The following is a 22,328-nucleotide window of genomic DNA, read 5'->3' as shown; positions in this document are numbered from 1 at the left end:
GCGAGGCCACGCTAAGGGGCGCGCATGGGTATCAATCTCAATCCCTTCACCTGGTGGAACGGCGCAAGCTGGGGCACGATGTTCGGTCTGCGCGGCAAGGCGCGCGTCGGCGAGGATTCGCTGGGCAATGTCTATTGGCAGGGCGGGTCCGACACCAATGGCGTGCCGCGTCGCTGGGTGATCTATAACGGCCCGAACGATGCCAGCCGCGTGCCGCCCGATTGGTTCAGCTGGCTGCACCACCAGATCGATTCGGTTCCGGAACAGGGCCTGCCCCCCGTGCGGACCTGGGAAAAGCCGGCCGAGCCCAACCTGACCGGCACGCGCGCGGCGTATCGCCCGTCGGGCGCGCTCGAAGCGGGCGGGCATCGGGCACGGTCAACCGGCGATTATGAGGCCTGGACCCCCGACGCATGATCCTGCGCGCCGGACCCGCAGTGGCATCGCTGCTGCTGCTTGGCCTTGGCGCGTGCTCGGGTGGCGGCGGCCAGCCGGGGAATAATGCGGTCGATGACATCGTCATCACCGGAGACGATGCCGGCGCGGCCAAGGCGCCGGCCGGCGCTCCCGACGGCAGTGCGCTGGCCGCTGCGGCAACCCCGATGCGCGATCGCGTGGCGGTGCTCGGACTGCTCAACAAGCGTAACGGCGTGGCGCGCGAGTTCAAGCTCAAGCCCGGCCAGGCGGCGCGAATCGGCGACGTCATCGTCCGGCTGCGCGCGTGCGACCGCACCGCGCCGTGGGAGACCGACCAGTTGACCGGCGCCTTCGTCCAGCTCGACGTGCAACAGGTCGACAAGAGCTGGCGGCGGGTATTCTCAGGCTGGCTGTACAAGGAGCGCCCGGCGCTCAACGTCGTCCAGCACCCGATCTACGACGTCTGGCCCAAAAGCTGCGAAATGACCTTCCGCGACAGCGGCCCGGATACGGTGCCCGCGCCGGTCGGCGGCAACGCGTCTAGCGCGAAGAAATCCCCATCGACCGAGGGCGAGCCCGTGGAAAGCCCCGCCGTCGATTCGCCCAGCGCCGCGTCCAGCAACGCGATATAGGCATCGCGCGGCACTTCGACGGCGCCCAGCGTCGCGAGGTGATCGGTCTGGAACTGGCAGTCCAGCAGCGTGAATCCCCCGGCCTTCAGCCGCGCCACCAGGTGCGCGAACGCCACTTTCGACGCGTCGCGGACGCGGGTGACCATCGATTCCCCGAAGAACGCGCGGCCCAGCGCCAGCCCATAGAGCCCGCCCGCGAGTCGATCGCCGTCCCAGCACTCCACCGAATGTGCAAAGCCGCGCCGGTGCAACTCGACAAAGACGCGCTCGATCGGGCCGTTGATCCAGGTATCGGGCCGATCCTGCGCGGATTCGGCGCAGAGCAGCAGGATACGCTCGAACGCGGTGTCCACGGTCACGCGAAAGCGATCGGCCGCGATCGTCTTGCGCAGCGAGCGGGAGAGGTGGAAGCCGTCGAGCGGCAATATCCCGCGCTGCTTGGGTTCGACCCAATAGACGCTGGCCGCCGTGCGATCGTCCGACATCGGAAACACACCCATCGCATAGGCGCGCAGCACCAGATCGGGGTCGATGTCCGCCGGGGGCGCCACGTGCTGGGTCATTGCCGGCTCAACGCGTGTCGGCCAGCCGGCGTTCGATCGCCGTCCACAGCGCGGCAAAGGCCTGTGCACCCGCCGAGCGCGGGGCGAAGGCACCGATCGGCATGCGCCGCTCTGCCATCGCCTCGATCATGCTCGCCATCGGCACGACCGGCCAGTCGGGATGCGCGGCCAGCGCCTCGGCATGGAGCTTGCGCCGGCGATCGACCATCGAATGCACGGGCATCAGCGGCACCTTGCCCCCCTTGCGCGCCAGATGCGCGGCGACTTCGGTGAAGGCGCGCGTCGACAAGGGGGAAGGGATGACCGGCACGACGATCAGGTCGGCGGCGCGCATCATCTGTTCGGTCGTTTCGGTCAGGCCAGGCGGGCAGTCGAGCAGGACGCGATCATAGTCGTCGCTCAGATCGTCGAGCAGCTTGGCCAGCCGCTTCTTCTTGTCGAGTTCGTGGAAAATCCGGTCGAGCCCGCGCAGCGAGGTGTCGGCGCCGATCACGTCCAGCCGGGCCGTGTCGGTGTGCCGCACCAGCGCGGAAGGCGGCACGTCGCGGGTGAAGATCGCCTGGGCCTGTTCCCCGCCCTTGCCCTGCGGCGCGAGAAGGAAGGTGGAGGCGGCCTGCGGGTCGAGGTCCCATAACAGCGTGCGTCGCGCCGACAGCGTGGCCGCTGCCCATGCCAGATTGACTGCCAGCGTGGTTTTGCCGACGCCGCCCTTCAGGCTGTAGATCGCGACGGTCGCCAACTTGCATTCCTCCCGTTGTACCGCGGTCAAGCTGGCACGAAAAAGGGCCAGCGGGAATGCCGCCGGCCCTGGATTTCATCGCAAATGCGCCGCCGTTCAGGCGTGGCAGGACTTGGCGGGCTTGCCCGGCAGCGTGATGCTGACGTTCTTGGGGGTGCCCGTCAGCTTGTAGCCGCCTTCGGCCTCGAAAGGCTGGCCTGCTTCGGGTGCCTTGAGCATCGTGGCCGGGCCGGTCTTCTCGGTCTTCACCTGGACCTGCTTGTCGCCCTTGAAGAAATCGACATAGACCAGCGTGTTGTCGCCGCAGCGCAGCGTAACGCTGGACGCGATTGCGGGCGGCAGCTCGACGGGAGCGGCGTTCGCAAGCTGCGACGCCATCGGATCCGGCGCGGTGCTGGTCACTTCCTCTGGCTTGTTTTCACATGCAGAAAGCGACAGAATCGCTACGGCGGCGGCGGCGAAAATGGGGGCGTTCTTCATAACGGGGCTGCTTTTCCTCAGGCGGCAAGAATCGTCAAGGAGATTCCGGATATATAGTCACATTATTATGGTGCGACGCGGCGTACCATGCCGGACGTTACAAGCATGTGAACCGGCAGCAAGGGCATTCCCTATCCGGACCTGCCCTGCGACTTGACCGTGCGGCGCGCCCGTACCACCACGCCCGCGGCGTATAGGAGGACGGGCGATGCGAGTTCTTGGGCTTTTTTGCGGGTTGATCGCGCTGGGTGGATGCGGGTCGGATGCGGGTGACAATGCAAACACTGTCGTCCCAACGCCGACCCCGACACCCGGCCCCAGTCTGGGCGGCATCGACCTGAACGCACCGCTGCGCGTATCGGGCGCGGGGAAGTCATGGACGATCGACATCTCGCCCGGGACCATCCTGTACACGCCATCGGCAAAGCCCTCCGACAAGCCCATCGATTTCTACCCGATCACGCCGAAGGTCGCCGGCGACGCAGCGGTTTTCGTCACCCAGACGCCGACTGGTGCCCCGGTGACCATCACGCTGCGCAACGAAAAATGCGCTGAGCAGCAACAGCCTCTCCGCGCCGAGGCCAAGATCGGGGCGCGGACGCTGACGGGGTGCGCAGGGCTTGCGCCGAAGCCGGGCGCCGAGGGCGCCCCGGCCAACGCCACGGGCTGAACCCCGCCCGGTTCAGCTTTCGTGCAGTGCCGGGACGGTGAAGCAGAAGCTGGCGCCGCCCCCGGGTGCGTCCTCGACCTGGATCGTGCCGCCATGCGCCTCGATCAGGTTGCGCGAGATCGCCAGCCCCAGCCCGAGCCCGCTGCGCGAGAGGCCCAGCCGGGGCTGAAAGATCGCGGTGCGGACTTCGCGCGGGACGCCGGGGCCGTTGTCGGTGATGCGGAACTGGACTTCGTCTTCGTTGATCCGCCGCGTCTGCACGGATACCATCGGCGAGGCCATGTCCTGCGTTGCCTGGATCGCGTTGCGAAGCAGATTGGCGAGCACCTGGACGATCTGGACGTGATCGATCACCACGCGTTCGGCGCGCGGGCCGATCGCGACACGGAAAGTGGGCAGGGTGCCGCCGACCGCAGCCTTTACCAGTCCGATCGATTCGTTGACGATCGGCTCGACATTCTCGGCTTCGAGCGAAAGGCCTTCGCGCGACACCATCCGGCGAATGCGGCGGATGATCTCGCCGGCACGCAGCAATTCCTTTTCGGCCGCTCGCGCGCGTTCGGCGACGCGCGACGGCTCGATATTCGGGTCCAGCCGAATTGCGGAGACATAGTTGGCCGCCGCTGAGAGCGGCTGGTTCAGTTCGTGCGCGATCGTCGCGGCGACCGCGCCGAGCGCGCTCACGCGCGTCAGCTCGATCACTTTCTGCTCCATCTCGCGCTGCTCCGCCAGCAGCCGGTCGCGCTCGGCGACACCGGCGCGCAGCGCGCGTTCCACGCCGAGGCGATGCTTGCACAGCGCCACATAGCTGGCGAGCGTCTGGAGGAAGCTGTATTCCTGGTCGTCGAACCCGCCCGGCGCGCGTCGCCCAAAGCCAAGCGTGCCCAACAAGCGGCCGCCATGGGTAAGCGGCAGGCAGCAATAGGAATCGATCCCCATCGCCTGGAGAAACGCAGTCTTGGGGTCGGGCGACTGCTGGATATTGGTCAGCCGGATCGGCTCGCAATCCAGCGTGACGGTGTCGCACAGCGCTTCGCTCAACTGCATGTGCAGCGCGGCCGATGCCTCGCGGGCGGTGATGCCGCCATGGGTCTCCAGCACCAGACCCTCGCCCTCTTCCTGGCGATAATGAAAGAAAATATCTATATTAATTCCGGCGTTGAGCATCTCGAACATGCGCTCGAGCGCGGCGCGGATATTGGTCGCGCCGAGCATGTCGGCAGCGTTCGCCGCCAACAGCTCCAGCAACAGCGCACGCTTGCTCTCGATAGCGGCATATTCCACCGCATCCGGTCCGATTGGGACACACGCCCCCTGCTGAATCACCGCGACCACGCCCCTATGTTTTTCGACCCGGCCGCAGCCCCCCGGCGTTGTTCCGAGCCGTCACGTTTTTTACAGTACATCGTATGTGATGCCGTTTCTCAAGTGCTATGTGCACGGACTTGTATGCTTTTTTATGTCTCTCCAGAGTACCAGTTTTGCATCGACGCCGATGGTATGCAGCGCGCTGCTGCTCGGTAGCGGCAATACCGCATATGTGTCCGCCACCGGGCCCAATTGACGGACCCCGACGCGAAACGCCGTGGCGCCGTTGAATGCGATCGCCCGCAGCTTAGGCAGCGTCGCGACCAGCCCGCAGAGATCCTGCTCCTCGACGTCGCGCAGCGCCGCGTCCATGCTGCCCGGCCGCGTGGCGCTCGCGACGACGTCCCATAGACCGATATGCGCGCCAAGCAATGCCGCAAGCCGCGCCTCATAGGTGAGGGACACCAGATCACGGTCGAGCACCGCCGACATCAGTTTCCAGAACTGGTTCTGGGGATGCGCGTAATAGCGCTGCTCCGCGAGCGAGCGATCGCCCGGCAGCGAGCCGAGGACGAGCACGCGAATGTCGGGGTCGACAACGGGCGGGAAGGAGTGCTTGCGCAGGGCCATCGCGGTGCATTAGCGTCGCTGCATGGCGCGCACCATCACTCGCTATGCCGATTTCTGGCCGCATTACCTGCGCGAGCATGGCAAGGCGGAGACGCGGCGGCTGCATTATGCGGGCACCGCGCTGACGTTCGTATTCGCCGCCGTGGCGCTGCGGCTGGGGGGATGGTGGTGGGCGCTGGTGCCGCTGGCGGGCTATGGCTTTGCCTGGGCGGCGCACTTCGCGGTCGAAAGGAACCGGCCGGCGACCTTCACCTATCCCCTATGGTCGCTGTTTTCGGACTATCGGATGTTCTTCCTGTGGCTGAGCGGCAGGCTCGGGCCGCATCTGGATCGCGCCGGGGTCAGGCACTAGCCAGCACCGATCCGGCGCACACGCGGGCGAGCGCGGCTCCCAGCGGGCTGCAGGCATAGGGCAGGGGCTGTGACAACAGTACAAAGTCCGCGGCGTCGTCATGTTCGCCGGCGAGCGCGCCGATCGCCTCGCCGATTTCGAACACCAGGCTGGTGCTCGGATGGGTCTCCGCCGCAGCCGCAGTGCGGGCCCGCCGCACCTGTGCCGCGCTTGCGCTGACTCCGCGCCCCTCGATCGATACGAACCCCAGCGCCCGCGCACAGGCTGCGGCGCGCAGCAGGCGAGCGCCGTCGCCACAGTCGAGATCGAGGATGCGCACAGCCCGATGCCCCCGGTGTCGCCAGTCGGCGAGCCGCTTCGCGATCAGCGCGTCGCTGGGGCCGGGCCGTGGCGCTGCCGGGGCGGGATCGGCATTGGCGGGCCGCAGCAGCGCGGCCAGCGACAGGTGGAGTCTGGTCATGATCGTTTGTCCTTCTCGGGGGCCGCGCCGGGGCGCGTGAGGATCGAGGACAGCGGGCTGGCGCAGAGTTCGACACGGGCATGGTCGAAGGCGTGGCATTCCCAGTGCGCAAAGCGAATCGCTGCGGTACGCGACGCGAACAGCGCCTCGCCGCACCCGTCCGCTTCCTGCACGATCCAATGTCCCTGCGCGTCCTGACCGACGCGCAGAATATGTTCGGGCGTCTCCGCCGTCAGGTCCAGCATGGCCGATATACTCCAACCCGACGCACCCTTTGCGTCGCGCCGCATTAGCTAAGGGCGCGGGGCGTTAAGGTTCGAGAGGAAACATGCGCGCCGCGCATATCGTTTCCGTAAAGGCCAAGCCGCGCTTCGCCGCGCGCTAACAGGCGTTGCTTGCTTGTCGGCACCCTGCGCTCCTATCTAGCGGGCATGCATCTTACCAACGACACATTGGCGCTGATCGGCAACACCCCGCTCGTCCGCCTGAAGGGCCCGAGCGAGGCGACCGGCTGTGACATTTACGGCAAGTGCGAGTTCGCCAACCCCGGTGCCTCGGTAAAGGATCGCGCGGCGCTGTATATCGTCGAGGATGCCGAGGCGCGCGGCGCGATTGCGCCCGGCGGCACGATCGTGGAGGGGACGGCGGGCAATACCGGCATCGGCCTGGCGCTGGTGGCGAATGCCAAGGGCTACAAGTCGATCATCGTCATGCCCGAGACGCAGAGCCGCGAGAAGATGGACACGCTGCGCGCGCTGGGGGCCGAGCTGGTGCTGGTGCCCGCCGCGCCCTATTCGAACCCCGGCCATTTCGTCCACACTTCGCGCCGGATCGCCGAGGAAACGCCCAATGCGGTGTGGGCGAACCAGTTCGACAATATCGCCAATCGCCGCGCGCATATCTGTGGCACGGCGGAGGAGATCTGGGCGCAGATGGAGGGGCGGGTCGATGGCTTCACCTGTGCCGCCGGCACCGGGGGCACGATCGCCGGCGTCGGCCTGGGGCTGAAGGCCAAGGACGAGCGCGTGTGCATCGCGCTCAGCGACCCGCACGGCGCGGCGCTGTACGACTATTACGCGCATGGCGAGTTGAAGGCCGAGGGTTCGTCGGTCGCCGAGGGGATCGGGCAGGGGCGTATCACCGGCAATCTGGAAGGCGCGCCGATCGATACCCAGTTTCGCATCTCTGACGAGGAGGGGCTCGAATGGGTTCGTCGGCTGCTGGCGGAAGAAGGGCTGTGCCTGGGGCTATCGTCGGGGATCAACGTTGCCGGTGCCGTGCGGCTGGCGCGCCATCTGGGCCCCGGCAAGCGGATCGCGACGATCCTGTGCGACACGGGATTCCGCTACCTTTCGACGCTGTACAATCCGGAATGGCTGCGGGCCAAGGGGTTGTCGGTGCCAGAGTACCTCCAGACGGCCTGACGCGCGGCTCGACAACTTGGCGTTAATGCGTTACATTTATGCCACAGCTATGAAGCCGCGATCAGAACAGGACTCCGGGCAGACCATGCAACGCGTGAGCGTTGGGTTGACCGGGCTTGCCCTGGTCATGGTGCTGATCGGGCTGGCGAGCCTGATCTTCAGTTCGGTCAATCGCGAGGCGCCCGTGACGGCGGTGGGGGCCTCCAACGCGGTGGTGGTCGCCAACATGACCGAAGCGGCGCCGAGCGCTGCGGCAAAGAAGACCCGCGACGAGCCGCTCGCCGAACTGGGTGTGGCTCCCAGCACGACCTCGACGGCGGTGCCGGAAGACTCAGCGCAAACCGACGGCGCCGCCGCGGCGCGCTGATCGGGTCGCGGCGGCGCGGCTCTCTCCAATCTTCCCACAGACTTGCGCCGCGCCCGCCCGGCGCCCGCCTTCGCGCGTCCATTGCCGGGTAGGGAAATATCCATAGGCGCGGCGGAGTGTGCACGAACAATGAAAGAACAAATAGTGAATATAAGCAAAACTAGCCTTGAAAATGGGGCTGAGTGGCGCTAAATCCCGTCCTGGCCCCAAATCTCCCGTTGTCTCCCACCCGCATCTGTGATTAAACGTGATGCTTAAGGGGGCACGAACCCTTCCACCGTGGTTTTGAAACAGTCGGCAGTGCGTTTGGGAAAACGTGCTTCCGAAGCGGCGAGGGCGTGCCCGGCTTTTGGGGTCGGGGTTTTGGCAGACAGGGAGCTCTTCGAAGGATTTGCGCTCCAGGCCGTGGACCTGAAGGGTCGCGTCGCCATACCTGCCGACCTGCGCGCCGCCGTTGAGCGCAATTCCGACATCCGCCAGATCGTGGTCGGGCTGCATCCGATCGATGCGTGCCTGTCGGCGCACGACCTGTCCTGGTCCAAGGAAAAATACGACCGGCTCGACCGCCGCGAGCAGCTTGCCGCCGATCGCGGCGAGGAAACCGATGCGCGGGCCAAGCGCCGCGCCTTTGGTCAGGTGGAAAAGGCGCAGTTCGACGATAGCGGGCGGTTCGTGATCCCGCCGTTTTTCCGCATGAAGGCGAACATCCAGAAATGGGCGTTCTTCAACGGATCGGGCGAGACCTTCGACATCTGGGCGCCCGAAGTGCTGCTGAAGGACGAGAATGCCGATCCCGGCCTGCGCGAAATCTGCGAATTCCTGTGCAAGACCAAGGGCGTGAAGCTGTGACCGGCGCCGCGCCCCATATCCCCGTGCTGCTCGACGAAGTGATCGACGCGCTCGCCATCGTGCCCGGTGAACGCCATGTCGACGCGACCTTCGGTGCGGGCGGCTATACCGGCGCGATGCTCGCGCAGGGCGCCGATGTCGCTGCCTTCGATCGCGATCCCAATGCGATTGCGGCGGGCCAGGCCATCGTTGCCGAGTCCGGGGGCAAGCTGACCCTGATCGAAGCGCCGTTCAGCCAGATGGAGGCCGAACTCGTTGCGCGCGGGCTGGTGCCCGTCGATGGCGTGACGATGGACATCGGCGTGTCGTCGATGCAGCTAGACCAGGCCGAGCGCGGCTTTTCGTTTCAGTCCGACGGTCCGCTCGACATGCGGATGGCGGGCGAGGGGATGACCGCCGCCGAATGGCTGAACACCGCCGACGAGGCGGCGATCGCCGATGTGCTGTATGAATTCGGCGAGGAGCCCCGCTCGCGCAGGGTTGCCAGCGCGATCGTGCGCGCGCGCCCGCTGACCCGGACCGGTGAACTGGCGCAGGTCGTGCGCAAGGCGCTGGGCTATAAGCCGCATGACAAGAAGGACCCGGCGACGCGGACCTTCCAGGCGGTGCGCATCTTCATCAACCGCGAGCTGGGCGAGCTGGTCGACGGCCTTGCCGCCGCCGAGCGCGTGCTTAAGCCCGGTGGCCGGCTGGCGGTGGTGACGTTCCACAGCCTGGAGGACCGGCTGGTCAAGCGGTTCCTGCGCGAGCGCAGCGGCAGCGAGCCCGCTGGCTCGCGCCATCGCCCGGCAGTCGGCCCGCGAGCCGAACCCAGTTTCGAGACCCCCGCCAAGGCCGTTCGGCCCAGTGAGGCGGAAGTAGCGCGTAACCCGCGTGCACGTTCGGCAACCCTGCGCGTCGCGCGGCGGACCGGTGCGGCGCCGTGGATCAGTGAAGGAGGTGCGTGATGGCAGTGCAGAGCTTCAAGGGGCTGTGGTGGTTCCTGTGCGGGGCGATCGTGGCGCCCGCATGCTATCTGGTGAATTCGCACGGCGCGGCCGAGCAGGCGCGGCTGAACGCGACCAAATCGGCCATTCTCCAGGCGCAGAAGGACATCCGCTCGCTGGAAACCGAGTTCAACACGCGCGCCAACCTGGCGCAGCTGGAGCGGTGGAACGGCGACGTGCTGGCGCTCGCCGCGCCGGGTGCGCAGCAATATCTGGACGGCGAGACCGCGCTGGCCAGCCTCGACACGCCCGCCGACGCGCAGGTGCAGACGGCGGCGCTGATCGTTCCGGCTGGCGCGCCGCCGGTTCAGGCTGTCGCAGCGGCAGTGGCGCCCGCGCCCAAGCCGGTGCAGGCGGCGGCGCAGAGTAGCGGTGCGGCAAAGAGCGTCGCGCAGCAGGACAGGGAACTGCACAAGCTGATGAAGAAGGCGGATCGCCGGGCGATGGCGATGGTCGATCGCGGCGTGCTGAGCGCGTCGACCATCGACGATCTGGAGAAACTGGCGAAGCGCGAGAAGCTGGCGCTCCGTTGATCGTCGTCGTCGCCCCGTCGGCGCGTTCGCGCCGTTCGGGCGGAGCCCGGCAGGCGCTTGTCGCCGTGGCGCAGGTGCGCCTGATGATCCTGTCGCTGCTGTTCGGGTTCGGGATGCTGGTGGTGATCGGTAAGCTGGCGCTGCTCGCCCTGTGGGCTGAGCCGGCGACGGCGCGCGATATCGCCAGCGTGCTGGTTCCGCCGCGCGGCGACATCGTCGACCGCAACGGCGCGCCGCTCGCGCGATCGATCGATGCCTGGTCGATCGCGATCCATCCGAACAAGGTCATCGCCGACAAGGGCGAGCTGGCGCAGCGGCTGGCCGAGCTGATCCCCGAACAGAGCGCTGGCGCCTATTATGCGATGCTCAACGCCGGGGGCAGCTTCGCCTATCTCAAGCGGCGGGCGATGCCCGAACTGGTCGATGCCATCAACGCGCTGGGTGAGCCGGCGATCGAATTCCAGCGCGAGCCGGACCGGCTGTATCCGCAATCGGACATGGCGGCGCATGTGCTCGGCTATCTCGACGTGCAGGGGCGCGGCGTCGCGGGAATGGAAAAGGCGCTGGAAGGCCGCCTGACCGATCCGGCGCTGCGCGGCCAGCCGGTGGCGCTGTCGATCGATTCGCGCGTGCAGGCGGCGATGGAAAGCGAACTGGGCGGCGCGATGCGGGCGTTCCAGGCACAGGGCGCGGCGGGCGTGATGCTCGACGTGGCGACAGGCGAAGTCGTCGCGATGGTGTCGCTGCCCAGCTTCAATCCGAACGCGATCCAGGGCGTGGTGCCGCGCAACAATGTGACCCAGAGCGTGTACGAGCTGGGATCGACGTTCAAGCCGCTGGCCGTCGCCGCCGCGATCGAGACCGGCGTGGTGACGTCGATGGCGCGCCGCTTCGACGCGACCAAGCCGCTCCAGGTCGGGCGGTTCAAGATCCATGACGATCCGGGCGATGAGCAGTTCCGCTGGCTCAATATCCCAGAGACGCTGATCTATTCCTCGAACATCTCAACCGCGCGGATCGCCGACGAAATCGGTGCCGAGCGGTTGCAGACGATGTACCGCCGGCTGGGATTCGATACGCGGCCCGCACTGGAGACCAACGAAGGCGCGCGTCCGCTGTGGCCCTCCAACTGGGGGCGGATCACGGTGATGACGACGGCCTATGGCCACGGCATCGCGGTGACGCCGCTGCATCTGGCCAATGCCTATGCGGCGATGGTGAATGGCGGCATCCTGCGCCCGGCGACGCTGCTGAAGGTTGCACCCGGCAAGGCCGCGGCGGGGCAGCGGGTCATCAGCGAGGCGACCAGCATGCGGATGCGCCAGCTGCTCCGCCTGATCGTGCTGCGCGGCACGGGCCGCAAGGGCGAGGCGATCGGATACCGGGTCGTGGGCAAGACCGGGACCGCAGAGGCTGCATCGGGCGGCGGATATGACAAGCATCGCAACGTTTCGACGTTCGCGGCGGCTTTCCCCGCCGACGCACCACGCTATGTGGTGATCGCGATGCTCGACTCACCCAAGGGTAATGCCCAAAGCTTTGGCCTGACCACGGCCGCCTGGACGGCGGCGCCGGTCGTCAGCCGCCTTATCAGCCGTACCGGCGCGATGCTGGGCGTGCGCCCCGATGCGACGCGCGATATCGACGAGCGCGAGCTGATCCCGCTGATCTGGGAAGGCCCGGCGCCAAAGAAGGGGGCGGAATGAAACTCGGTGCACTCACCGGCGGCGACCAGCCCTCCACTGTCACCGGCTTCGCGATCGACCATCGCAAGGTGGCGCCCGGCACCATCTTCGGCGCGTTTCAGGGCGCGCAGGTCAATGGCGAGGACTTCATCCCCGCCGCCGTGAAGGCAGGCGCCATCGCTGTCGTCGCCCGGCGCGAGGCCGTGGTCGAAGGCGCGCTGCACATCGCCGACGACAATCCGCGCGAGAAGTTCGCACAGCTGGCAGCAGCCTTTTTCGCGCCGTTTCCCGGCACGGCGGTGGCGGTGACCGGCACCAACGGCAAGACGTCCGTCGTCGAAATGACTCGCCAGCTGTGGCGCATGGCCGGGTTCCACGCCGCCTCGATCGGCACGCTGGGCGTCACCACGGCGGACGAGCGGGTGAGCACCGGGCTGACCACGCCCGACATCGTGACCTTCCTGTCGAACGTCGCCGGGCTGGCGCGCGAGGGCGTGACGCACCTGGCGTTCGAGGCGTCGTCGCACGGGCTGTCGCAATATCGCACCGAAGGGCTGCCGGTGTGCGCGGCGGCGTTCACCAACCTCAGCCGCGACCATCTGGACTATCACGGCGACATGGCCGCCTATTTCCACGCCAAGCTTCGGCTGTTCGCCGATGTGCTGGCGCTGGACGGGGCGGCGGTGGTGTGGGCCGACGATCCAAATGCCCCGCGCGTCGAGGATCTGGCGCGCGCGCGCGGCAACCGGCTGGTCACGGTGGGCGAGCATGGCGAGACGCTGAGGCTGGTCGATCGCGTGCCCACCTTGCTGGGGCAGGGGCTGGTGATCGAGGCGGAGGGGCAGACCTATAAGGTCAACCTGCCGCTGATCGGCGCCTATCAGGTCGCCAATGCGCTGACTGCCGCCGGGCTGGTGATCGCGACCGGCGGGGACACGGCGGCGACGATCGCCAATCTGGCGCGGCTGCAGCCGGTGCGCGGGCGGCTGGAGCGTGCGGTGATCGCGCAGTCCGGCGCGCCGGTCTATGTCGACTATGCCCATACGCCCGACGCGCTGGAGGCGGCCATCGCCGCGCTCAAGCCGCATGTGCAGGGCAGGCTGATCCTCGTGTTCGGCGCCGGCGGCGACCGGGACCGGGGCAAGCGCGAGCCGATGGGGCAGGCGGCGGCAGCGGGCGCCGATGTGGTGATCGTCACCGACGACAATCCCCGCAGCGAGGACCCCGCAAGCATCCGCGCCGAAATCCTGAAGGGGGCGCCGCAAGCGACCGACATTGCCGACCGCCGCGCCGCCATCGCCGCCGCCATCGCCATGGCAGGCCCGGACGACATCGTCCTGCTGGCGGGCAAGGGGCACGAACAGGGCCAGATCGTCGGCGACCGGGTGCTGCCGTTCGACGACGTTGCGGTCGCGCGGGAGTGCACGGCGTGAGGGGTGGGAGCATCCTGTTCCCCTCCCGCTTGAGAGAGGGGGCCGCATTGTTCCCCTCCCGCTTGCGGGAGGGGTTAGGGGAGGGGCTGACGTGGAGGTTCTTTTCGGACCGCTTTCGCATGCCTCCCGCACTGACCCTCCCCCAGCCCCTCCCGCAGGCGGGAGGGGAGTGATGCGTGGCACCCTCTGGACCTCCGCCGAAATCGCTTCCGCAACCGGCGGCACTGCCTCCGCAGACTTTGCCGTCTCGGGCGTCGCCTTCGACTCCCGTGAAGTCGGCCCCGGCGACTTGTTCCTCGCGCTCAAGGGCGAGAGCACCGACGGGCACCGCTTCCTCGACCAGGCTTTCGCGCAGGGGGCCGCCGGTGCGGTGGTGTCGGATGCGAGCGACTACCCCAGCGTCCGCGTGACGGACACGACCGCCGCGCTCAACGCGCTAGGCGCCGCTTCCCGCGCGCGCTCCGGGGCGAAGATCATCGGCGTGACCGGATCGGTCGGCAAGACCGGGACCAAGGAGGCGCTGTTCGCGGCGCTGGATCGCAACGATCCGGGCTGTGCGCATCGCTCGGTCAAGAGCTACAACAACCATACCGGCGTGCCGCTGAGCCTCGCGCGGATGCCGCGCGATGCGCGCTACGGCGTGTTCGAAATGGGAATGAACCATGCGGGCGAGCTGGCGCAGCTGACGCGGCTGGTGCGCCCGCATGTCGCGATCGTCACCACCATCGCGCCGGCGCATATGGGCTTTTTCGACAGCGAAGCGGCGATCGCCGACGCGAAGGGCGAGATTTTCCAGGGGCTGGAGCCCGGCGGCACCGCGATCGTGCCGTTCGACAGCCCGCATCGCGACCGGCTGATCGCGGCCGCGAGCCCTTATGCGGGCCGCATCGTGACCTTCGGCATCGGCGAAGGCGCGGACTATCGCGCAGTCGAGACGATGCGGACCGCTAGCGGCGGCACCTTCATCACGGCGCGGTTCGGCGCGCGCGAACTGAGCTTCACCCTGTCGCAGCCGGGGGCGCATTGGGTGTCCAATGCGATGGCCATTCTCGCCGCCGTCGATGCGGTGGGCGGCGATATGGAGCTGGCCGGACTGGCGCTCGCCGAGCTGGGCGGGATCGCGGGGCGCGGCGCACGGCTGACCGTGGCGCTGCCCGGCGGCACGGCGCTGGTGATCGACGAGGCCTATAACGCCAATCCCGCATCGATGCGCGCGACGCTGGCGGTGCTGGCGCAGGAGTCGGGCCGCAAGATCGCGGTGCTGGGCGAGATGCGCGAACTGGGCGCGCACTCCGACGCCTTTCATGCCGAGCTGTCCGGCCCGATCGAGGCGGCCGGGGTCGACTATGCGATCCTGGTCGGCGAAGCGATGGCGCCGCTTGCAAATGCGCTTGAGGGGCACGTCGATTTCGTCCATGTGCCCGACGCCTCGGCGGCGCGCGACCGGCTGGAGGCCGTGCTGGCCCCGGGCGACGCCGTGCTGGTCAAGGGTTCGAACGGCGTGCGGCTCTCCGCGCTCGTGGCCGCGTTGGCGGAAAGGCAACCATGTTCTATCTGATCGCCTATCATCTGGGCTTTCCCGGCTTGCTCAACCTCGTCCGCTACCAGTCGTTCCGGACGGGGGCGGCGGTGGCGACGGCGCTGTTGATCGGGCTGCTGATCGGGCCGAAGTTCATCGGCTGGCTGCGCGTGCGGCAGGGCAAGGGACAGCCGATCCGCACCGACGGGCCGCAGAGCCATCTGGCCAAGCGTGGCACGCCGACGATGGGTGGGCTGATGATCGTCACCAGCCTGATGCTGTCGCTGTTCCTGTGGATGGACCTGAGCAACCCGTTCGTGTGGGCATGCATGTTCGTCACGTTCGGTTTCGGGATGATCGGGTTCCTCGACGACTATGACAAGGTGCGCAAGGCGAGCACCGCGGGCGTATCGGGCAAGGTGCGGCTGCTCGGCGAGTTCGTCATCGCCGGCATCGCGAGCTGGATCATCCTGTCGCAGAGCACGACGCAGCTGTATGTGCCGTTCTTCAACTGGATCCACCCGGACCTCGGCTATTTCTATATCCTCTTCGCCGCCTTCACGATCGTGGCGTTCGGCAATGCGGTGAACCTGACCGACGGGCTGGATGGCCTGGCGACGATGCCGGTGGTGATCGCGAGCATGGCGTTCATGCTGATCGCCTATGTGGTCGGCAACAAGGTGTTCGCGACCTATCTCGGCATCCCCCATATTCCGGGCGCGGGCGAGCTTGCGATCTTCTGCGGCGCGATGATCGGGGCGGGGCTGGCGTTTCTGTGGTTCAACGCGCCCCCGGCGGCGGTGTTCATGGGCGATACCGGCAGCTTGGCACTCGGCGGCGCGCTGGGAGCGATTGCGGTCACGGCGCACCATGAGCTGGTGCTGGGCATCATCGGCGGGTTGTTCGTGATCGAGGCGCTGAGCGTCATCATCCAGGTGTTTTTCTTCAAGCGCACCGGCAAGCGCGTGTTCAAGATGGCGCCGATCCACCATCATTTCGAACAACTCGGCTGGTCGGAGCCGACGGTGGTGATCCGCTTCTGGATCATCGCCTTCGTGCTGGCGCTGGCCGGTCTCGCGACGCTGAAGCTGCGGTGATCACAAGCGCGTCCTGGCGCGGCAAACGCTACGCGGTGCTCGGGCTTGCGCGGTCCGGGCTGGCGACGGTGCGCGCACTGCTGGCGGGCGGGGCGGAAGTGCTGGCGTGGGATTCGAACGAGGCGGCGCGGGAGTCACTCCTCCCCGGGACGGGGAGGGGGACCGCCCGCGAAGCGGGTGGTGGAGGGGGGCGGCCACAAGCGGTTTCCTCTGCGGCGCTCCCCCTCCACCAGCCTGCGGCTGGTCCCCCTCCCCGTTCCGGGGAGGAGTTGGTGCTTGCCGACCCGTTGTCCTCCGATCTCACCGGTTTCGCGGGCGTCGTGGTGTCGCCGGGCGTGCCGATCAACCGGCATCCGATCCGGGAAAAGACCGCCACTGCGCACGTCCCCCTGATCGGCGACATCGAGTTGTTCGCCGAGGCGCGCAGCGGCCTGCCGCCGCACAAGGTCGTCGGCATCACCGGCACCAACGGCAAGTCGACCACCACCGCGTTGATCCACCATATCGTCGAGGGCGCCGGGCTGCCCGCGCGGCTGGGCGGCAATATCGGGTTGCCGATCCTCGGGCAGGACCCGCTGCCCGCGGGCGGCGTCTATGTGCTCGAACTGTCGAGCTACCAGATCGACCTGACCCGCAGCCTCGATTGCGACGTCGCGGTGCTGCTCAACATCACCCCCGACCATCTCGATCGCTATGACGGGTTCGACGCCTATGCCGCGTCGAAGGGGCGGTTGTTCGCGATGCAGAGCCCCGGCCACGCCGCGATCATCGGGATCGGCGACGCCCCCTCCGCCGCCATCGCGCACGACATTGCGGTGGGCGGGCGCAGCGCCGACCTGACCAAGATTGCCCCCGGCGTGTGCATGGACCAGTCGCGCTGGCCGGCGTTGCAGGGGCCGCACAATGCCCAGAACGCACTCGCCGCCATCGCCGCGTGCGAGGCGCTGGGGATCGACAAGGCCGCGATCGACAAGGGTCTGGAGAGCTTCCCCGGCCTGCCGCACCGGATGGAGCGGGTCGCCACCCGGAACGGCGTCACCTTCGTCAACGACAGCAAGGCGACCAACCCCGAATCGGTCGCACCCGCGCTGGCGGCGTATGACCGCATCCACTGGATTCTGGGTGGCGCCGCCAAGACCGACAATCTGGAGGCGTGCCGCCCCGGCTTTGGCCATGTCGTGCGCGCCTATACGATCGGCGATGCGGGCGCGATGTTCGCGGGCCTGCTCGAAGGTGCGATGCCGGTCGAGCAATCGGGCACGCTGGACGCCGCCGTGCGCAGTGCAGCCGCGCATGCGCAGCCGGGCGACACCGTGCTGCTGTCGCCCGCCTGCGCCTCGTTCGACCAGTTCCGCGATTACGAAGCGCGCGGACAGGCGTTCCGCGATGCCGTGGGCGCACTGGGATGAACGAGGCAGCCGGGTCTGAGACCGTCGGCGCCGAAGTGAAAAGGCGCGTTCAGAAGCAACTTGGCCGGGCCAGCACCACGCGTGCGGGCATGTGGTTCTGGGAAGTCGACCGCGTTTTGCTGCTGCTCGTGCTGCTGTTGCTTGCGATCGGGCTGGTCGCAGTGGCGGCGGCATCGCCCGCCACGGCGCGGCGCTATTCCGACGCGACCCACATCATGGCGCCGATGCACTATTTCTGGCGCCAGCTGATGTGGGTGTGCCTGTCGGTGCCCGTCATGGTGGGCGTGTCCATGCTGCCGACCGTGCTGGCGCGGCGGCTGTCGCTGATCGGTGCGGCGCTGTTCCTGCTGATGCTGGTGATCGTGCCGGTGTTCGGCGCCGAAGTGAACGGGGCCAAGCGCTGGATCGGCGTGGGCATTTCGCAGTTCCAGCCATCCGAATTCCTGAAGCCGCTGTTCATCGTCGCGACCGCTTGGATGCTGTCGTTCCGCGCCAAGGACCCGCAATTGCCGGTGCTGTTCGTCACCGGCGGGATCACGGCGCTGATCGGCGTGCTGCTGATGCTCCAGCCCGATTTCGGCCAGACCATGGTGTTCGGGATGGTGTGGGTGATCCTGCTGATGCTGTCGGGCATATCGCCGGCGGCGATCGGCGGGCTGATGGCGACGGCGGTGGGCGGCGTGGTCGCGGCCTATCTGTTCTATGGCACCGCGCGGAATCGCATCAACAGCTTCCTGTTTCCCACCAAGGAAGCGGCGCTGCACGATCGCTACCAGATCGACATGGCGCACGCGACGCTGACCGAGGGCGGGCTTACCGGCACGGGCCCCGGCAGCGGCCAGATGAAGTTCCGGCTGCCCGAGGCGCATACCGACTATATCTTCTCGGTGATCGGCGAGGAATTCGGGCTGATCGCGTGCGCGGTGATCGTGGTGCTCTATGCCGCGATCGTGATCCGCGTGTTCATGAAGATGCTGGACGAGGAGGATGCGTTCCGCCTGCTCGCCGCATCGGGGCTGGCGGCGCAGTTCGGGGTGCAGGCGCTGATCAACATGGCCGTGAACACCGGCATCGCCCCGTCCAAGGGGATGACGTTGCCGTTCATCAGCTATGGCGGGTCGTCGATCCTCGCCCTTTCGATCGGCATGGGGCTTCTGCTCGCTTTCACGCGGCGAAACCCGTATCTGAAGCGCTCTCCCTATACGGGTCGGTGGAGCAAGGGATGACCAATATACATAGCTACGTGCTCGCAGCGGGCGGCACGGGCGGGCATATGGTGCCGGCGGCGGCGCTGGCGGCGGAGCTGACGGCGCGCGGACACCATGTCGCGCTGATCAGCGACGATCGCGGCGTGCGCTTTCCGGGGCTGTTCGAGGACATCGAAACGCACGTCCTGCCGGCGGGCCGACTGACGGGCGGGCCGGTCGGCTATCTGAAGGCCATGGGCAAGATGATCGCCGGGCGCGCGATGGCGCTGCGGCTGTACAAGGATCTGCGCCCCTCCGCCGTGATCGGGTTCGGCGGATACCCCGCGCTGCCCGCGCTGCTGGCGGCGTTCCGGGCGGGCATCCCGACGATCGTGCACGAGCAGAACGCGGTGCTGGGCCGAGTCAATCGCTTCGTCGCGGGCAAGGTGGATGCGATCGCCACCTCGTACGACGATGTCGAGCGCTTGAAGCCCGGCTGGGCGGCGAAGACTCACCTCGTCGGCAATCCGGTGCGCGAGGCCGTGCTGGCGCTGCGCGACCGGCCCTATCCGATCCTGGAGGAAGACGGCATCTTCCGCGTCCTCGTCACCGGCGGCAGCCAGGGGGCGACTGCGCTGAGCCAGGTCGTGCCCGACGGGCTGGCGCTGCTGCCCATCCATTTCCGCCGCCGGCTTCAGGTGACGCACCAGGCGCGCGTCGAGGATATCGAGGCGGTGCGGGCCAAATATCAGGCGCACAGCATCCCGGCGGACATCTCCACCTATATCGCCGACATGCCCGAGGCGCTGGCATGGGCGCATCTGGTGATCGCGCGCGCGGGTGCCTCAACCATCGCCGAGCTGACGGCGGCGGGGCGTCCGGCGATCCTGGTGCCGCTGCCCAGCGCGACCGACGACCACCAGACCGCCAATGCACGCGAGATCACGGCAGCGGGCGGCGCGCGCACCATTCCGCAGCGCGCCTTTACCGCGCCCGAGCTGGCCAAGCAGATGCAGAAGCTGGGGCTGGACACGCAGGGGCTGGAAAACGCCGCCGCGCGCGCGCGCAGCTGTGGCCGCCCCCATGCGGTACGCGACCTGGCCGATCTGGTCGAATCCATCCACGCACCGACCGCGCCCAGCAAGCCGCGCCGCGCGGCGGTGCAGGGCCATCGGCCCGCTTTCGCATGAAGGACCTGAACGCATGAAGGGTGTCGCAACCGACATCGGCACGATCCATTTCGTCGGCATCGGCGGCATCGGCATGTCGGGCATCGCCGAAGTGATGCACAATCTGGGATACAAGGTGCAGGGCTCGGACGTGGCCGAAGGCTATGTCATCGAAGGATTGCGCAAGCGCGGTATCCATGTCGCGATCGGGCACAGCGCCGACAATCTGGGCGATGCGGCGGTGGTGGTCGTCTCCACGGCGATCGTGCGCACCAACCCGGAAGTCGAGGCGGCTTATGAGCGCCGCGTTCCCGTGGTGCGCCGCGCGGAAATGCTGGCCGAGTTGATGCGGCTCAAGTCCACCGTCGCAGTGGCCGGCACGCATGGCAAGACGACGACGACCTCGATGGTCGCGGCGCTGCTCGACGCGGGCGGGGTGGACCCGACGGTCATCAACGGCGGCATCATCAACCAGTACGGCTCGAACGCGCGCCTCGGTGACAGCGAGTGGATGGTGGTCGAGGCCGATGAGAGCGACGGCAGCTTCCTGCGGCTCGACGGCACCATCGCGGTCGTCACCAACATCGACCCCGAGCATCTCGACCATTATGGCTCGTTCGAGCGCGCCAAGGATGCCTATGTCGAGTTCGTCGAGAACGTGCCTTTCTACGGCGCGGCGCTGCTGTGCCTCGATCATCCGGAAGTGCAGGCGATCATCCCGCGCGTGCGCGATCGCCGGATCGTCACTTATGGCTTTGCCGCCAGCGCCGATGTGCGCGGCGTGAACGTGACGCCGCATTCGGGCGGCAACCGGTTCGAGGCGATCATCCGCCACCGCGACGGCACCACGCGCTCGATCGAGAATATCGAGCTGCCGATGCCGGGCCGCCACAATGTCCAGAACGCGCTGGCCGCGATCGGCGTGGCGCTGGAGCTGGGCATTCCCGACGTTACGATCCAGAAGGGGTTCGCCCGGTTCGGCGGGGTCAAGCGGCGCTTTACCAAGGTGGGCGAGACGCAGGGCGTGACCGTGATCGACGATTACGGCCACCATCCGGTGGAAATCCGCGCCGTGCTGGCCGCCGCGCGCGAAAGCGCCGAGGGGCGGGTGATCGCGGTCGTGCAGCCGCACCGCTATTCGCGCCTCGAAAACCTGATGGATGACTTCGCACAGGCGTTCAACGACGCCGACATGGTCTATGTCGCGCCGGTCTATGCCGCCGGCGAGGCGCCGCGCGAGGGCGTGGATTCGGACGCGCTGGCCGAGGGCATCAAGCGGCGCGGGCATCGCGCGGTCGCCGCCGTGGCGAATGCCGACGCGCTGGCGCAGGCACTGGCCGAAGTGACGGTGCCCGGCGACATGGTGGTGTGCCTGGGCGCGGGCGACATCACCAAATGGGCAGCGGGGCTCGCCGCCGGAATCGAAGCGGCGCGCGCGTGACGGCAATTGCCGATCTTCCTCCGGTACGCGGCAAGCTGACCGCCGATGCGCCGCTCGCGCCGCTGGTCTGGTTCAAGAGCGGCGGCGCGGCGCAGTGGCTGTTCGAGCCGGCCGATGCCGACGATCTGGCTGCGTTCCTGCGCGCGCTCGATCCGGCGGTGCCGGTGATGGGGCTGGGGCTGGGGTCCAACCTGATCGTGCGCGACGGCGGGGTGCCGGGCGTGGTGGTGCGGCTGGGCAAGGCGTTTGCGGGCGTCGAGACGCTGGACCAGACCACGCTGCGCTGTGGGGGCGGGGCCTCCGGCATTCTCGTGTCGTCCAAGGCGCGCGATGCAGGGATTGGCGGCATCGAGTTCCTGCGCTCGATCCCCGGCACGGTCGGCGGCTTCGTGCGGATGAACGGCGGCGCCTATGGCCGCGAGACGTGCGACATATTGGTCGAATGCGAGATCGTGCTGCGATCGGGCGAGCGGCGCGTGCTCGCGAACGCCGAGCTTGGCTATACCTATCGCCATAGCACCCTGCCCGAAGGGGCGATCGTGGTCAGCGCGACGTTTCGTGGCTTCCCCAAGCCGGCGGACGAAATCCAGGCGGAAATGGACCGCATCGCCGCCGCGCGCGAGGAATCGCAGCCGCTGCGCTCGAAGACCGGCGGATCGACCTTCAAGAACCCGGACGGGCACAAGGCCTGGGCACTGGTCGATGCCGCCGGCTGTCGCGGTTTGCGGCGGGGCGACGCGCAGGTGAGCGAAAAACACTGCAATTTCCTGCTCAACCTTGGCAATGCGACCAGCGCCGACATCGAAGCGCTGGGCGAAGACGTCCGTGCGCGCGTGAAGGCGCAGTCGGGCGTGGAGCTGGAATGGGAAATACAGCGGGTGGGAGTCGGAAAGTGAAGATGCGTACCAAGATCCTCCCCGGAACGGGGAGGGGGACCGCGCGGCGCAGCCGCGTGGTGGAGGGGGCTCTCCGCGCCGG

At 67.8% G+C, this 22,328-nt stretch carries 24 protein-coding genes and 1 pseudogene; 18 read left to right on the top strand and 7 right to left on the bottom strand.

The genetic code is table 11. The features are described from left to right. Positions 1–24: 24 nt before the first annotated feature. Both ACG3SL_RS11115 and ACG3SL_RS11110 read left to right on the top strand, forming a co-directional pair. Positions 25–417, top strand: a complete 393-nt coding sequence (locus ACG3SL_RS11115) for an NADH:ubiquinone oxidoreductase subunit NDUFA12 (RefSeq protein ID WP_448661176.1) — start codon at positions 25–27, stop codon at positions 415–417. Next, positions 414–836 (top strand): annotated as a pseudogene (locus ACG3SL_RS11110) (DUF2155 domain-containing protein); the annotation flags it as partial. The gene ACG3SL_RS11115 and the pseudogene ACG3SL_RS11110, both read left to right, overlap by 4 nt. Before the next feature lie 35 nt (positions 837–871). Here the strand turns inward: ACG3SL_RS11110 and aat are convergent. From aat to ACG3SL_RS11095, 3 genes are all read right to left on the bottom strand, one after another. Beyond that, positions 872–1,612: a leucyl/phenylalanyl-tRNA--protein transferase gene (aat, locus tag ACG3SL_RS11105; RefSeq protein ID WP_448661175.1), complete on the bottom strand. Its 741-nt coding sequence runs from the start codon at positions 1,610–1,612 to the stop codon at positions 872–874. A gap of 7 nt (positions 1,613–1,619) precedes the next feature. After that, positions 1,620–2,351 (bottom strand): ParA family protein, encoded by a 732-nt coding sequence (locus ACG3SL_RS11100; RefSeq protein WP_448661174.1) that lies wholly within the window; start codon positions 2,349–2,351, stop codon positions 1,620–1,622. Positions 2,352–2,447: 96 nt separating this feature from the next. After that, positions 2,448–2,831, bottom strand: a complete 384-nt coding sequence (locus tag ACG3SL_RS11095) for a hypothetical protein (RefSeq protein ID WP_448661173.1) — start codon at positions 2,829–2,831, stop codon at positions 2,448–2,450. A gap of 208 nt (positions 2,832–3,039) precedes the next feature. Here ACG3SL_RS11095 and ACG3SL_RS11090 point away from each other — a divergent pair, with 208 nt between their 5' ends. Beyond that, the gene (locus ACG3SL_RS11090) at positions 3,040–3,501 is read left to right on the top strand and encodes a hypothetical protein (protein ID WP_448661172.1); all 462 of its coding nucleotides are present in this window, start codon (positions 3,040–3,042) and stop codon (positions 3,499–3,501) included. A gap of 12 nt (positions 3,502–3,513) precedes the next feature. Here the strand turns inward: ACG3SL_RS11090 and ACG3SL_RS11085 are convergent, their stop codons facing one another. Next, positions 3,514–4,785 carry an ATP-binding protein gene (locus ACG3SL_RS11085; protein ID WP_448661171.1) on the bottom strand — a complete coding sequence of 424 codons (1,272 nt, stop codon included), beginning with the start codon at positions 4,783–4,785 and terminating at the stop codon, positions 3,514–3,516. A gap of 147 nt (positions 4,786–4,932) precedes the next feature. Next, a complete protein-coding gene (locus ACG3SL_RS11080; RefSeq protein WP_448661169.1) occupies positions 4,933–5,439 on the bottom strand; it encodes a DNA-deoxyinosine glycosylase in 507 nt (168 codons plus the stop codon). A gap of 22 nt (positions 5,440–5,461) precedes the next feature. Between ACG3SL_RS11080 and ACG3SL_RS11075 the strand changes: the two genes are divergently transcribed. Next, entirely contained in the window at positions 5,462–5,791 is a 330-nt protein-coding gene (locus tag ACG3SL_RS11075; RefSeq protein ID WP_448661168.1) for an Mpo1-like protein, read from the top strand. Here ACG3SL_RS11075 and ACG3SL_RS11070 read toward each other — a convergent pair. Together ACG3SL_RS11070 and ACG3SL_RS11065 are read right to left on the bottom strand one after the other, a co-directional pair. Beyond that, positions 5,781–6,251 (bottom strand): SAM-dependent methyltransferase, encoded by a 471-nt coding sequence (locus ACG3SL_RS11070; protein ID WP_448661166.1) that lies wholly within the window; start codon positions 6,249–6,251, stop codon positions 5,781–5,783. The two genes, ACG3SL_RS11075 and ACG3SL_RS11070, sit on opposite strands and share 11 nt — an antisense overlap. Further along, positions 6,248–6,496 (bottom strand): hypothetical protein, encoded by a 249-nt coding sequence (locus tag ACG3SL_RS11065; protein ID WP_448661165.1) that lies wholly within the window; start codon positions 6,494–6,496, stop codon positions 6,248–6,250. Before ACG3SL_RS11065 ends, ACG3SL_RS11070 begins: the two co-directional genes overlap by 4 nt. Positions 6,497–6,682: 186 nt before the next feature. On the opposite strand from ACG3SL_RS11065, the gene ACG3SL_RS11060 reads away from it, so the two are divergent. The 14 genes from ACG3SL_RS11060 (at position 6,683) to murB (ending at position 22,246) form a co-directional block, all read left to right on the top strand. After that, on the top strand, positions 6,683–7,675 hold the full coding sequence (locus ACG3SL_RS11060; RefSeq protein ID WP_448665116.1) for a cysteine synthase A: 993 nt from the start codon (positions 6,683–6,685) through the stop codon (positions 7,673–7,675). Positions 7,676–7,760: 85 nt separating this feature from the next. Continuing rightward, positions 7,761–8,042 (top strand): hypothetical protein, encoded by a 282-nt coding sequence (locus ACG3SL_RS11055; protein ID WP_448661164.1) that lies wholly within the window; start codon positions 7,761–7,763, stop codon positions 8,040–8,042. Between the two features lie 363 nt (positions 8,043–8,405). Then, on the top strand, positions 8,406–8,891 hold the full coding sequence (locus tag ACG3SL_RS11050) for a division/cell wall cluster transcriptional repressor MraZ (protein WP_448661163.1): 486 nt from the start codon (positions 8,406–8,408) through the stop codon (positions 8,889–8,891). Further along, positions 8,888–9,838, top strand: coding sequence for a 16S rRNA (cytosine(1402)-N(4))-methyltransferase RsmH (gene rsmH, locus ACG3SL_RS11045; protein WP_448661162.1), 951 nt, complete (start codon positions 8,888–8,890; stop codon positions 9,836–9,838). The genes ACG3SL_RS11050 and rsmH overlap by 4 nt, the downstream gene beginning before the upstream one ends. Continuing rightward, complete coding sequence (locus ACG3SL_RS11040) at positions 9,838–10,410, top strand: hypothetical protein (protein ID WP_448661161.1); 573 nt, start codon at positions 9,838–9,840, stop codon at positions 10,408–10,410. The genes rsmH and ACG3SL_RS11040 overlap by 1 nt, the downstream gene beginning before the upstream one ends. Continuing rightward, a complete protein-coding gene (locus ACG3SL_RS11035) occupies positions 10,407–12,116 on the top strand; it encodes a peptidoglycan D,D-transpeptidase FtsI family protein (protein WP_448661160.1) in 1,710 nt (569 codons plus the stop codon). Before ACG3SL_RS11040 ends, ACG3SL_RS11035 begins: the two co-directional genes overlap by 4 nt. Continuing rightward, on the top strand, positions 12,113–13,528 hold the full coding sequence (locus ACG3SL_RS11030; RefSeq protein ID WP_448661159.1) for a UDP-N-acetylmuramoyl-L-alanyl-D-glutamate--2,6-diaminopimelate ligase: 1,416 nt from the start codon (positions 12,113–12,115) through the stop codon (positions 13,526–13,528). The genes ACG3SL_RS11035 and ACG3SL_RS11030 overlap by 4 nt, the downstream gene beginning before the upstream one ends. A 172-nt stretch (positions 13,529–13,700) precedes the next feature. After that, positions 13,701–15,086, top strand: coding sequence for a UDP-N-acetylmuramoyl-tripeptide--D-alanyl-D-alanine ligase (locus tag ACG3SL_RS11025; protein WP_448661158.1), 1,386 nt, complete (start codon positions 13,701–13,703; stop codon positions 15,084–15,086). Then, positions 15,074–16,144: a phospho-N-acetylmuramoyl-pentapeptide-transferase gene (gene mraY / locus ACG3SL_RS11020; protein ID WP_448661157.1), complete on the top strand. Its 1,071-nt coding sequence runs from the start codon at positions 15,074–15,076 to the stop codon at positions 16,142–16,144. Before ACG3SL_RS11025 ends, mraY begins: the two co-directional genes overlap by 13 nt. Beyond that, on the top strand, positions 16,141–17,553 hold the full coding sequence (murD, locus tag ACG3SL_RS11015) for a UDP-N-acetylmuramoyl-L-alanine--D-glutamate ligase (RefSeq protein ID WP_448661156.1): 1,413 nt from the start codon (positions 16,141–16,143) through the stop codon (positions 17,551–17,553). The genes mraY and murD overlap by 4 nt, the downstream gene beginning before the upstream one ends. Then, positions 17,550–18,779, top strand: a complete 1,230-nt coding sequence (locus tag ACG3SL_RS11010) for an FtsW/RodA/SpoVE family cell cycle protein (RefSeq protein WP_448661155.1) — start codon at positions 17,550–17,552, stop codon at positions 18,777–18,779. The genes murD and ACG3SL_RS11010 overlap by 4 nt, the downstream gene beginning before the upstream one ends. Beyond that, positions 18,776–19,930 (top strand): undecaprenyldiphospho-muramoylpentapeptide beta-N-acetylglucosaminyltransferase, encoded by a 1,155-nt coding sequence (murG, locus tag ACG3SL_RS11005; RefSeq protein WP_448661154.1) that lies wholly within the window; start codon positions 18,776–18,778, stop codon positions 19,928–19,930. The genes ACG3SL_RS11010 and murG overlap by 4 nt, the downstream gene beginning before the upstream one ends. Before the next feature lie 13 nt (positions 19,931–19,943). Next, positions 19,944–21,350: a UDP-N-acetylmuramate--L-alanine ligase gene (gene murC / locus ACG3SL_RS11000; RefSeq protein ID WP_448661153.1), complete on the top strand. Its 1,407-nt coding sequence runs from the start codon at positions 19,944–19,946 to the stop codon at positions 21,348–21,350. Further along, the gene (murB, locus tag ACG3SL_RS10995; protein ID WP_448661152.1) at positions 21,305–22,246 is read left to right on the top strand and encodes a UDP-N-acetylmuramate dehydrogenase; all 942 of its coding nucleotides are present in this window, start codon (positions 21,305–21,307) and stop codon (positions 22,244–22,246) included. The genes murC and murB overlap by 46 nt, the downstream gene beginning before the upstream one ends. Positions 22,247–22,328: the final 82 nt, after the last annotated feature.

Source organism: Sphingomonas degradans (assembly GCF_053502645.1).
The sequence above is the reverse complement of the archived record's forward strand: the minus strand, read 5'-3'. Positions and strand labels throughout refer to the sequence as shown.

Coding starts and splice junctions, on each gene's coding strand:
- ACG3SL_RS11115 (WP_448661176.1), top strand. CDS start 25: ATGGGTATCAATCTCAATCCCTTCACCTGGTGGAACGGCGCAAGCTGG.
- aat (WP_448661175.1), bottom strand. CDS start 1,612: ATGACCCAGCACGTGGCGCCCCCGGCGGACATCGACCCCGATCTGGTG.
- ACG3SL_RS11095 (WP_448661173.1), bottom strand. CDS start 2,831: ATGAAGAACGCCCCCATTTTCGCCGCCGCCGCCGTAGCGATTCTGTCG.
- ACG3SL_RS11090 (WP_448661172.1), top strand. CDS start 3,040: ATGCGAGTTCTTGGGCTTTTTTGCGGGTTGATCGCGCTGGGTGGATGC.
- ACG3SL_RS11080 (WP_448661169.1), bottom strand. CDS start 5,439: ATGGCCCTGCGCAAGCACTCCTTCCCGCCCGTTGTCGACCCCGACATT.
- ACG3SL_RS11075 (WP_448661168.1), top strand. CDS start 5,462: ATGGCGCGCACCATCACTCGCTATGCCGATTTCTGGCCGCATTACCTG.
- ACG3SL_RS11070 (WP_448661166.1), bottom strand. CDS start 6,251: ATGACCAGACTCCACCTGTCGCTGGCCGCGCTGCTGCGGCCCGCCAAT.
- ACG3SL_RS11065 (WP_448661165.1), bottom strand. CDS start 6,496: ATGCTGGACCTGACGGCGGAGACGCCCGAACATATTCTGCGCGTCGGT.
- ACG3SL_RS11060 (WP_448665116.1), top strand. CDS start 6,683: ATGCATCTTACCAACGACACATTGGCGCTGATCGGCAACACCCCGCTC.
- ACG3SL_RS11055 (WP_448661164.1), top strand. CDS start 7,761: ATGCAACGCGTGAGCGTTGGGTTGACCGGGCTTGCCCTGGTCATGGTG.
- ACG3SL_RS11040 (WP_448661161.1), top strand. CDS start 9,838: ATGGCAGTGCAGAGCTTCAAGGGGCTGTGGTGGTTCCTGTGCGGGGCG.
- ACG3SL_RS11030 (WP_448661159.1), top strand. CDS start 12,113: ATGAAACTCGGTGCACTCACCGGCGGCGACCAGCCCTCCACTGTCACC.
- ACG3SL_RS11025 (WP_448661158.1), top strand. CDS start 13,701: ATGCGTGGCACCCTCTGGACCTCCGCCGAAATCGCTTCCGCAACCGGC.
- mraY (WP_448661157.1), top strand. CDS start 15,074: ATGTTCTATCTGATCGCCTATCATCTGGGCTTTCCCGGCTTGCTCAAC.
- ACG3SL_RS11010 (WP_448661155.1), top strand. CDS start 17,550: ATGAACGAGGCAGCCGGGTCTGAGACCGTCGGCGCCGAAGTGAAAAGG.
- murG (WP_448661154.1), top strand. CDS start 18,776: ATGACCAATATACATAGCTACGTGCTCGCAGCGGGCGGCACGGGCGGG.
- murC (WP_448661153.1), top strand. CDS start 19,944: ATGAAGGGTGTCGCAACCGACATCGGCACGATCCATTTCGTCGGCATC.
- murB (WP_448661152.1), top strand. CDS start 21,305: ATGGGCAGCGGGGCTCGCCGCCGGAATCGAAGCGGCGCGCGCGTGACG.